Source organism: Aurantiacibacter xanthus, assembly GCF_003584015.1.
In the GTDB taxonomy this organism is placed as follows: Bacteria; Pseudomonadota; Alphaproteobacteria; order Sphingomonadales; family Sphingomonadaceae; genus Alteraurantiacibacter; species Alteraurantiacibacter xanthus.
In genome coordinates this window covers 20,999-29,623 of sequence record NZ_QXFM01000025.1, presented here as the reverse complement: position 1 = coordinate 29,623, position 8,625 = coordinate 20,999, and the positions used below count along the sequence as shown (strand labels likewise).

Annotated in this window: 7 protein-coding genes; 3 read left to right on the top strand and 4 right to left on the bottom strand. The window is 62.1% G+C overall.

Annotation, left to right across the window (positions count from 1 at the left end; translation table 11 throughout):
* Nucleotides 1-333 precede the first annotated feature (333 nt).
* Nucleotides 334-1,500: a hypothetical protein gene (locus tag D2V17_RS03385; protein ID WP_119591728.1), complete on the top strand. Its 1,167-nt coding sequence runs from the start codon at nucleotides 334-336 to the stop codon at nucleotides 1,498-1,500.
* Between the two features lie 344 nt (nucleotides 1,501-1,844).
* Here the strand turns inward: D2V17_RS03385 and D2V17_RS03380 are convergent, their stop codons facing one another.
* Genes D2V17_RS03380 through D2V17_RS03365 form a run of 4 tightly spaced genes read right to left on the bottom strand, consistent with a single transcriptional unit; the run spans nucleotide 1,845 to nucleotide 6,401 of the window.
* On the bottom strand, nucleotides 1,845-3,239 hold the full coding sequence (locus D2V17_RS03380; protein WP_119591727.1) for an efflux transporter outer membrane subunit: 1,395 nt from the start codon (nucleotides 3,237-3,239) through the stop codon (nucleotides 1,845-1,847).
* Nucleotides 3,236-4,144 (bottom strand): HlyD family secretion protein, encoded by a 909-nt coding sequence (locus D2V17_RS03375; protein ID WP_119591726.1) that lies wholly within the window; start codon nucleotides 4,142-4,144, stop codon nucleotides 3,236-3,238. The genes D2V17_RS03380 and D2V17_RS03375 overlap by 4 nt, the downstream gene beginning before the upstream one ends.
* Nucleotides 4,141-4,353 carry a DUF1656 domain-containing protein gene (locus tag D2V17_RS03370; protein ID WP_119591725.1) on the bottom strand — a complete coding sequence of 71 codons (213 nt, stop codon included), beginning with the start codon at nucleotides 4,351-4,353 and terminating at the stop codon, nucleotides 4,141-4,143. The genes D2V17_RS03375 and D2V17_RS03370 overlap by 4 nt, the downstream gene beginning before the upstream one ends.
* Complete coding sequence (locus tag D2V17_RS03365) at nucleotides 4,350-6,401, bottom strand: FUSC family protein (RefSeq protein WP_220474057.1); 2,052 nt, start codon at nucleotides 6,399-6,401, stop codon at nucleotides 4,350-4,352. Before D2V17_RS03365 ends, D2V17_RS03370 begins: the two co-directional genes overlap by 4 nt.
* Nucleotides 6,402-6,478: 77 nt before the next feature.
* Here D2V17_RS03365 and D2V17_RS03360 point away from each other — a divergent pair, with 77 nt between their 5' ends.
* Nucleotides 6,479-7,315 carry an AraC family transcriptional regulator gene (locus D2V17_RS03360; RefSeq protein ID WP_245978491.1) on the top strand — a complete coding sequence of 279 codons (837 nt, stop codon included), beginning with the start codon at nucleotides 6,479-6,481 and terminating at the stop codon, nucleotides 7,313-7,315.
* 177 nt (nucleotides 7,316-7,492) lie between these two features.
* Nucleotides 7,493-8,545, top strand: coding sequence for an NAD(P)H-dependent flavin oxidoreductase (locus tag D2V17_RS03355; RefSeq protein ID WP_119591723.1), 1,053 nt, complete (start codon nucleotides 7,493-7,495; stop codon nucleotides 8,543-8,545).
* The last annotated feature ends 80 nt before the right edge of the window (nucleotides 8,546-8,625 follow it).

Sequence of the window (8,625 nt, the reverse complement as noted above, 5' to 3'; positions counted from 1 at the left end):
ACACTCCGCTGATCTACGCCGCGAGTTGTGCCAAATGTTCTGACGACGGACAGACGCTACGTGGCAAACTACGCAAGCGCACCGAAAAGGATCCGGGAGAACCCCGAAGGTTATTGCACGTGTGTGGCTAACAAGGTCGCCGAGGATTTCGGTCAAGTACCGCGATTGGCATCAGCCTATATCGACCGTCTCCGGCGGCAAGCAATGACCGAATGCCAAAATTCCGAATGGCACTGATTTCGGCCTCGCGCGCATGCGACGATAGCGAAGCAGTAAAAATGTCAGGTGTTATAGATAACAGCTGCCTAACTCTCCGAAGGATTTGCTAACCGAATGCAAAAGATAATCAGGGGGTTTGTCCCCATCGCCCCCCTGCTCTTCCTGATGGGTTGTGGCGTGCTCACTTCCCAAACCGAGGATGATTGGGACTTCGCGACTTCAACTGCCGTACTGGGCGCGACGCCCGACGAGCTGGAGGCACGGCTCGGCCCTGCATTGATAAAGCAGGTTACCGAAGTCGATGAGTACGGCGACCTCACGTTCCAGATCGGAGAATGTCAGGTCAGCTACACCACGATCGAAGGCAAGATCGCGATCGTGCGGTTCAAGACGGATCAGCCTTGCCAATCCAAGTTTCAAGGTGTGCCATTCCTTGAGGGGTATGAATTCGACGCTAAGCCCGAATTTGGCGATATGCCTCCTGACCTAGCCGGCACTTGGCGATCGAATTGTCTCAGCCCTCACTGCCGCAATTATTCGGCGCAGATCCAGTTTCTTCATTCGGGTGTAGAAGAAGGCGAAAACCCGATGCAAATCTCCTTCATGTCGTTCATCGATACCAGAGAAGAGCAAGAGGTCAGCGCTGCGTGGGCCCATGCGATCATCGGTCGCTCGGACATCTATTCGTATGAACTCGATCTCGCGGGAATATGCGGCACGGCCGATCAGGTAGCTGCCACCCGGATACTGCGGGGCCTTACCGTGGACTGGATCAGCTATGGCTACGGGGTGGATGAATCAAAGCGAGCGGGTTGCGAAGCACCACCAGCAGCCGCGATTACACTGTCTGGCGTGCCGGCCGGCCGGCAAGCTGATGTTCAGCCGGTGCAAAGGCAGGCGAGCACCGCGGACTCCGAGTCCATCAACGTGCAACCGACCACCGTGCGGGAGACGACCGGGCTCAAGGTTGACGGGCCCGTACCGCCTTCCGAGATCGGAGGAGCGCGCGAAGGTATGGCTTATTCGGAGGTTCGCAGACGGATAATCTCTGCTGGCTACCGCCCAGTTCCCAGGCCGGAGGGACAGTTCTGCGGCTACGCCCCGTCTTGCTCGCTCCCGGAAACTGATGCCTGCGCCGGTGCTGGCACAGGGCAATGCAGTTATTACTTCGAGAAGGCGGGGCAGCGGATCGAAGTTCTCGGTGAAGGCGAGGAAGAGGGGCAGCCGCAGGGGCAGACGGTTTATGCGTTGTTGTTCACGAATTATGGGTCGGGTCAGTGAGTACGCACCACTGGAACGAGGCAACAGACTGACCCCGAGAGCTGCCACAAAGATGCATCCTATTACACACTAGCGCCTGCATTCGGGTGGCCATCAATCAAGTGTGAACGGCCAGTTTGATGGGGCTTTCTTGGCGGCGCGCTTCGCGAATCCCTGACGGCCGCTTTTGTCAGGACCGGATCTTCATAGATGACGACCTGAACGACCGGGTCTGGTCGGAATTCGCCGCTCCGGAAGAATTAGACGCCGTGGCTGCGGCCTCCGACAAACCCGGCACTCGGCGGCTTGAACCTGCTCCCCAGAACCCATCCTTCGTAGATCGTTGCACCGATCAGCAGTCTGCGTCATTCCCAACCCCCGCCCAAAGCAAGAAACAGGTCGATTTGCCGATCCACAAGAGTGGCGCGCGCGGCGGACAGACTGGTCTGCGCCTCGGCATGGGCTGCCTGCGTGGTCAGCACGTCGAGGAAAGGTGTCCGGCCAAAGCGTTGCAGCTTTTGCGCGTCCGCAGTGGCTCTGGCCGATGCATCCGTCGCCTTTTGAAGTGTTTCGAGGCGATCACGTGCGCGGGCATAAGAAGACAGGGCCGTTTCGGTCTGTTGAAGCGCAACAAGAACGGTCCCGTCGAAGCGGGCCAGTTCCGCGTCGGCATCGGCACCTGCCTGCGCAATGCGGGCGCGCACTACTTGCCTGTTCGGGAAGGACCAGGACAGGAGTGGCCCCAGGCTGAAGCCGAAGGATGAAGGCGCGAGGAGATGGCCGGTCGGTGCCGCGGTTCCTGCCGATGCCCCAAAACTGACCCTGGGATAGAGCTCGGCCTCGGCCACCCCGATCGACGCAGTGGCAGCGGCGAGACTGCGCTCCGCCACGCGGATGTCGGGACGCCGCCTGAGCAGCATCGCGCCGTCGCCGACGGGAATGGCGCGCGAAACTGTTGGAATGGTGCTGCACGTCTCAGCCTCCTTGGGATACTCGGCGGGAGGGCGGCCCATCAGCGCGGCGAGTTCGAACAGCGCAGCACGTCGTTCGGCAACAAGGTCTGGCACAGCGGCATCGGCAGAATGCGCAGCTGCGCGGGCGCGATCGACATCGAAGCGCGTACCCCGCCCACCGCGCGCGAGTCGTTCCGCCACGCCAAGCGTTTCACGCTGGATCGCGGCGACCCGGCGCGCTGCGGCAAGCGACACGTTTTCGGCGCATATCCGCGCATAGCTGCGCATTACGCCTGCGGCGACGACGACCCGCACCTGATCACGCGCGGCCACCGCCGCTTCGGCCTGAGCACTGGCCGCCTCTATTCCGCGACGGACGCTACCTGCAAGGTCGGGCAAATAAGCAGCGTCAAACCCCAGCGCATAGCTGAAGGTTCCGGGAAGCGCCGCATCTGGACCACGCGCACGCGCGCCGAGCCCCTGACCGGAAACGGTAGTGCTGACGGTCCGCCCCACCTCCGCCTCCTGCACCACCGCACTGGCGCGCCGCAGATTGGCCTCGACTACGCGCAGATTGGTATTGGCGGAAAGCGCCTCCTCAACGTAGGAATCGAGCCTGGGATTATCGTAAAGCCGCCACCAGTGCGGGGGCAGATCCTGGCGGGTGGCTCCGGCATCGCTTTGCCCGAGGAATGGCGCAGCAACCTCGGAACGCTGGGCAATGGCTTCGCTCGGCACCTGATAGTCAGGGACTGCAACGCAGCCGGCCAGCAAAACGGCCGGCAGCAAGGATAGAGCGCGTTTCATGAGTGGCTCCGCGATTGGGCAGCCACAGGTCGTTCGGCATCTACCGGATGGATCTCCACGCTGGCGCTCGTTCCCGCGATCAACCGGACGCCGGGCGGCACGTGGTCGATATGGATGCGCACCGGGATGCGTTGGGCGAGCCGGACCCAGGAGAATGTCGGCGCAACCCTCGGCAACAAATTGCCCGTCTCGTCGCGCTGGTCGTCGGCAATGGCGGCGGCGATGCTCTCGACATGGCCGGTGATTTCGGCATCGTCGCCCATCAATCGGACGCGGGCGTGGTCGCCGATCGCGACATGGTGGAGTTTGGTTTCCTCGAAATATCCTTCGATGCGAAGCGAAGAGGTATCGACCAACGCCATGGCCTGTGCTCCCGCCGCAAGATAGTCGCCGGCATGAATGTCGAGATTGGTGATGATGCCACTCGACGTCGCCCGGATCTCGGTCCGCTGCATGTCGACGCGGGCGATGTTGCGATCCGCCTGTGCACGCTTCAGGGCTGCTTGTGCCGTGCGTACCTTCGCGACATTCTGTTCGCGCGCCTCGGTTGCGACGAGATCGCCCAGCGCGATGTCGCGCCGCGCTTCCATGCGCGCTTGGTCAAGCGTTGCGCGTGCTTCGGCGATGGCGGCGTCGGCGCGCTCGATCGTCGCAGCGATGCGCGGACGGTCAAGCACCAGTAGGAGTTGTCCCGCCTCGACGCGCTGGTTGTCGCGCACGGCCACCTGCGTCACAAGCCCGCCAACGTCGGTTGAGACGCGCACGATATCGGCACGGACCCGTCCATCGCGCGTCCAGGGCGTGTGCTCGTGGCGCGTCCATGCCTGCCACGCGACAAGCGCGGCAATGGCGACGAAGATGAGCGTGAGAGCATAGCGTCCTAACAGGGGTAACAGCGATTTCATGACAAATTTCCGAACGGCAGGAACTGCATCAGCAGCGCGTAGACGAGGGTAAAGGTCGCGATTTCGAGCAGAGGTCTGGCCCCGAAGCGCGGGGCGAGGCCGACAGTCGCAAGCAGACGGAGTATCCCGACCGTCAGGACAAGCGAGACAATGGCGAGAACCAGCAGGCCGGGGAGCAGAACCCCACCGATGGCGATATCGGGGATCATACCGCACCCTCCGAATGGGTGATCTTGGCCGACGAAAACGCGAAACGAAGGTCGATGAGGAGACCGAGCAATGGCTCGCGCTGGGGTGCTTTGCTTTCGCTGAGCAAGCGGACCAGCGCATCTATTGGCTCGACCGGGGCCTCGCCATGTTCCGCGATTTCGCCCAGCAGGCTGTGGAGGTCGTGCGCAATGTCACCCCCCATGCTTTGGCTGAGTGAAAAAATCTGACCAACGACATGTCCCAGCCGCAGATAACGGATTGTTTCTCCCAGCACGTCGTCGGCGGAATGGCGCGATATGCCTAGCCGTGGCAGCAGCAACGCGGTCCGGTCCACCATCAGGCTCGTCCAGCCCGCTTCATTGGGACCACCACCCCCGCGCGCGAGACGCGCTACGTCCCTGCGGTTCAGGCGGCGCAGCCGATTGATCGCGGCATTGGGAGCGATCGTCTGGAACAGACCCATGCTGACTACCGCGAACAACAGCGCGACAAACAGCGCCACGACGCTGTTGAGCGTTTCGGCAAAGTCGGCACCGTAATGCGAGCCCAGACCCGCAAGGATTGGGATCGTCAGGGTGATGCCGAGCGCTTTGTACGTCGTCGCCGGGCGTGCCTGAAGCGAACCGCCGAACAGGAAAGCAGGGGCGAGCACAGCGACAAGCACGCCGAAATCACTCACGCGCGGCAGGATCACGAAGCTATAGGCGATGCTGATCGCCACGCCATAAACCGATCCGACCATGTATTTAACGACATTCGGCGCGGGCGCATCGACATTCCCGAACAGCGCACACGCAACGCACAGGATCGACACGGCCAGACCTCCATCCGGCCACGCGGACCATATCCAGAAGGCGCAACCCAGGAAGATACCCATCGCAGCGCCCAGCGCCGTGCGCGCCGCCATCCACGGATCGCGATGATAGACATAGCCCCGCGCCTTCCCGGACCAGTGGATCGTCTCTTGCAGCCGATTGCCGCCCCGGGTCGCGATCGCGCTGCTGAGAGCGTCGCAGTCGTGCAGCAAACTCACCAATTCGCCGAGATGCCCCGCAAGATTGGCGGCAAGCAATTCGCGGTTCGTGTTATCGTGATCCGCAAGCCGCATCTGAACTGCGCTAGCGCGTTCGATCAGCAGCAAGACCTGCCGGTCGCGTTCTGCCACATCGGTGAGACCAACCCACGCAGCGACGTCTCGTCGCAGCGTTTCCACTTCGCCATCGGTAAGAACGTCGTCGGTTTCGAGCGCGAGAATTCGCTCCTCCACCTCGGTTGCGAGGGGGAGCAGCCGGGCCAGCCGGTCATGGATCAACTGGAGCTTGCGGCTATTTGGCGTAGCGGGAACCGGGTCGTAGGGGAGGTGCGTACCCAACCCTTGCAGCATGAGCAGGTCCGCGCTGAGCCGATAGCGATCCGTGCGGATTGCCCGTTCCGGTTCCCCCTTGAGTGCATCGCCAGCGAGTTTGCGCGCATCGTGCAGCGTCGCGCGCAGCTTGCCGAGGAACGCGCCGGTCATTTGTTTGGGCAGGACGAAGCGATGCACCAGCACGGCGCACAGGATGCCGATTGAAATCTCCTGCACTCTCAACGAGGCGGTGTCGAAGATCGCACCGGGATCGACGACGCCGGGAAAGCCGATCAGGCTGGCGGTATAACCGGCCAGAACGAAGGCATAGGCGCGCGGCGTGCGATCGAGCAGCGAGAAGAACAGGCACAACCCGATCCAGCCCGCGAGGATCATGCTGCACAGCATCGGGCTGTTCGCAAAATTCGGCACGATGGCAATCGTCGCCACGGCCCCAACGATCGTTCCGGCGAGGCGATAGACACCGCGGCTCAGCGATGCCCCCGCCGAGGTTTGCGAAACGATGTAGACCGTGAGCACCGCCCAATAGGGGCGCGGCAAGCCGATGCGCAGCGCGAAATAATAAGCAAGCATTGCTGCAGCGAAACTCTTCGCCGAAAAGAGCAGCGCATCGCGGTCCGCCTTGAGTGCGGGTTTCTGAAGCAGGGCAAGGACAGAGCCCGGCCAATGCCCGAGCGGCACCCTTTTCCCGAACCTCGCGATATTTCCATGAGTCATGGCTTATTGATAGTGGTTTGCAACAATGCGCGAAATTCACTATGCTGACAGATAATCACTATATCTGGCCAAATCGCATGCTCCCCTCCAAATCAGCCGTTTCCATCTTCGATCCCGACCAGACCCGTTTGCCCGCGGTTGCCTATCAGCTCGATTTCGCGGACCATGCCGAAGAAGTGCCTGTGCATCGGCATCGTAAGGGCCAGCTCATCATCGCATTGCACGGTGCTGTCACCTGTACAGCTGACGGGGACATCTGGATCGTGCCGCCCAATTGCGGTGTGTGGATTCCCGGCGGTGTGCCGCATAGCGCGCGGGCAACCGAGAATGCCCGGCTGAACTACCTGTTCGTCGAGCCGGGTGCCGTGCGGCTTCCGCAAGAGTGCTGCACGCTGGCTATCTCTCCCCTGATCCGGGAGATGGTCGACCGGCTGGCCCGTGAGCGCGGCGACTATCCTGCAGATGGCCATGCTGCCCGGCTTGCGAGGGTGGCGCTCGACGAACTGGCCGAGATGCCACGTGAGCGCTTCAATCTTCCCGTTTCGTCACACCCCAAAATCCGCGCCATGGCAGACGCGCTGACGGCGCAGCCCTCCGATCGCAGCACGCTTAGCCAATGGGCAAAGCGCGTCGCGATGAGCGAGCGATCGCTGGCGCGGCTGATGGTGCGTGAGACCGGCCTGACCTTCGGTCGCTGGCGACAGCAGTTGCACCTTGTGGTCGCGCTACGTGAGTTGGCAGGTGGAGTTCCGGTCCAAACAGTTGCGGCCGCGCTTGGCTACGAGTCCGTCAACGCATTCATCACCATGTTCAAGAAAGTGATGGGGAGCACGCCGGCGCAGTATTTCGCGCGTGGCACAGCGGGCGCCGGATCTTGAGCGATCAGAAGCGAATAGAGCAAGTCATCCGATCCGGGTGATCCTTCTCGTCGGCAATCGCGAACAGAGCCGCCGTTCCTGCTATCAACGTCGACGGTCAATACTTGCCGTTGGTTCATCTGAAGGCCAGCCTGTCACGTCCATCGCATTTTCTGGTCACTTTGCTATGGTAGAAATATGTCATTGCTAGAACGCCTTGGGATACTACTACCCATCGTGCAGGCACCAATGGCGGGCGTGTCCACCCCCGAACTGGCCGCCGCCGTAAGTAACGCCGGCGGGCTTGGCTCTATCAGCGTTGCCGCCACCGATGCTGCCGGCGCGCGGAAGATGATCACTGGCCTACGTGGCCTCAGCAATCGTCCGTTCAATGTCAATGTGTTCGTTCATCAACCAATGGCGCAAGATGCCGCCCGCGAGGCCGCCTGGCTCACGGCAATGGCGCCACTGTTTCATGAACATGGAGCGCAGCCTCCAATAGCACTTCGCCCGATCTACAAGAGCTTCGTCGAGGACGACGAGATGCTGGCGCTGCTATTGGAGACCGTGCCAGCTGTTGTCAGCTTCCATTTCGGCCTGCCCGATGCCGGGCGGATCGCTGCGCTCAAGGAGGCAGGATGCACGCTGCTGGCCACTGCCACAAACCTCGACGAGGCGCAGGCCGCGAGGTCAGCAGGGATCGACGCGGTCGTTGCCCAGGGCTGGGAGGCTGGAGGCCATCGCGGGGTCTTCGATCCCGACGCGCCCGACGCTCGCCTTGGAACGCTGGCGCTGACCCGATTACTGGCTCAGCGCAGCGGCTTGCCGGTCATTGCTGCAGGCGGGATCATGGATGGACACGGCATCCGCGCCGTGCTGGAACTCGGCGCTATCGCTGCCCAGTTAGGCACGGCCTTTGTCGCCTGTCCGGAAACCAGTGCCGATGCTGCCTATCGCGAGGCACTGGCCGGTCCTCGTGCTTTGAACACGGTCATGACCTCCGCCATTTCGGGACGACCTGCTCGGGGTCTGTCGAACCGCTTTACGCAATGGGGCGAGAGCGTCGGCCTGCCGCATCCCGGCTACCCGATGACTTACGACGCGGGCAAAGCGCTGATTGCGGCAGCGAAGGCGGCTGACGAGACCGGATATGCAGCGCAATGGGCTGGACAGGGCGCGCCACTGTCACGCCCCTTGCCCGCTGCCGAACTCGTTGCACTTCTGACCGAAGAGTTGCATTTCCAGAACTGAGAGAAGCTGCTGACGCCGACAGAGCCGCCATTGGCGCATCAGTCATTGGCTTCCGATAGCTGCCATCGGTTCATATTACC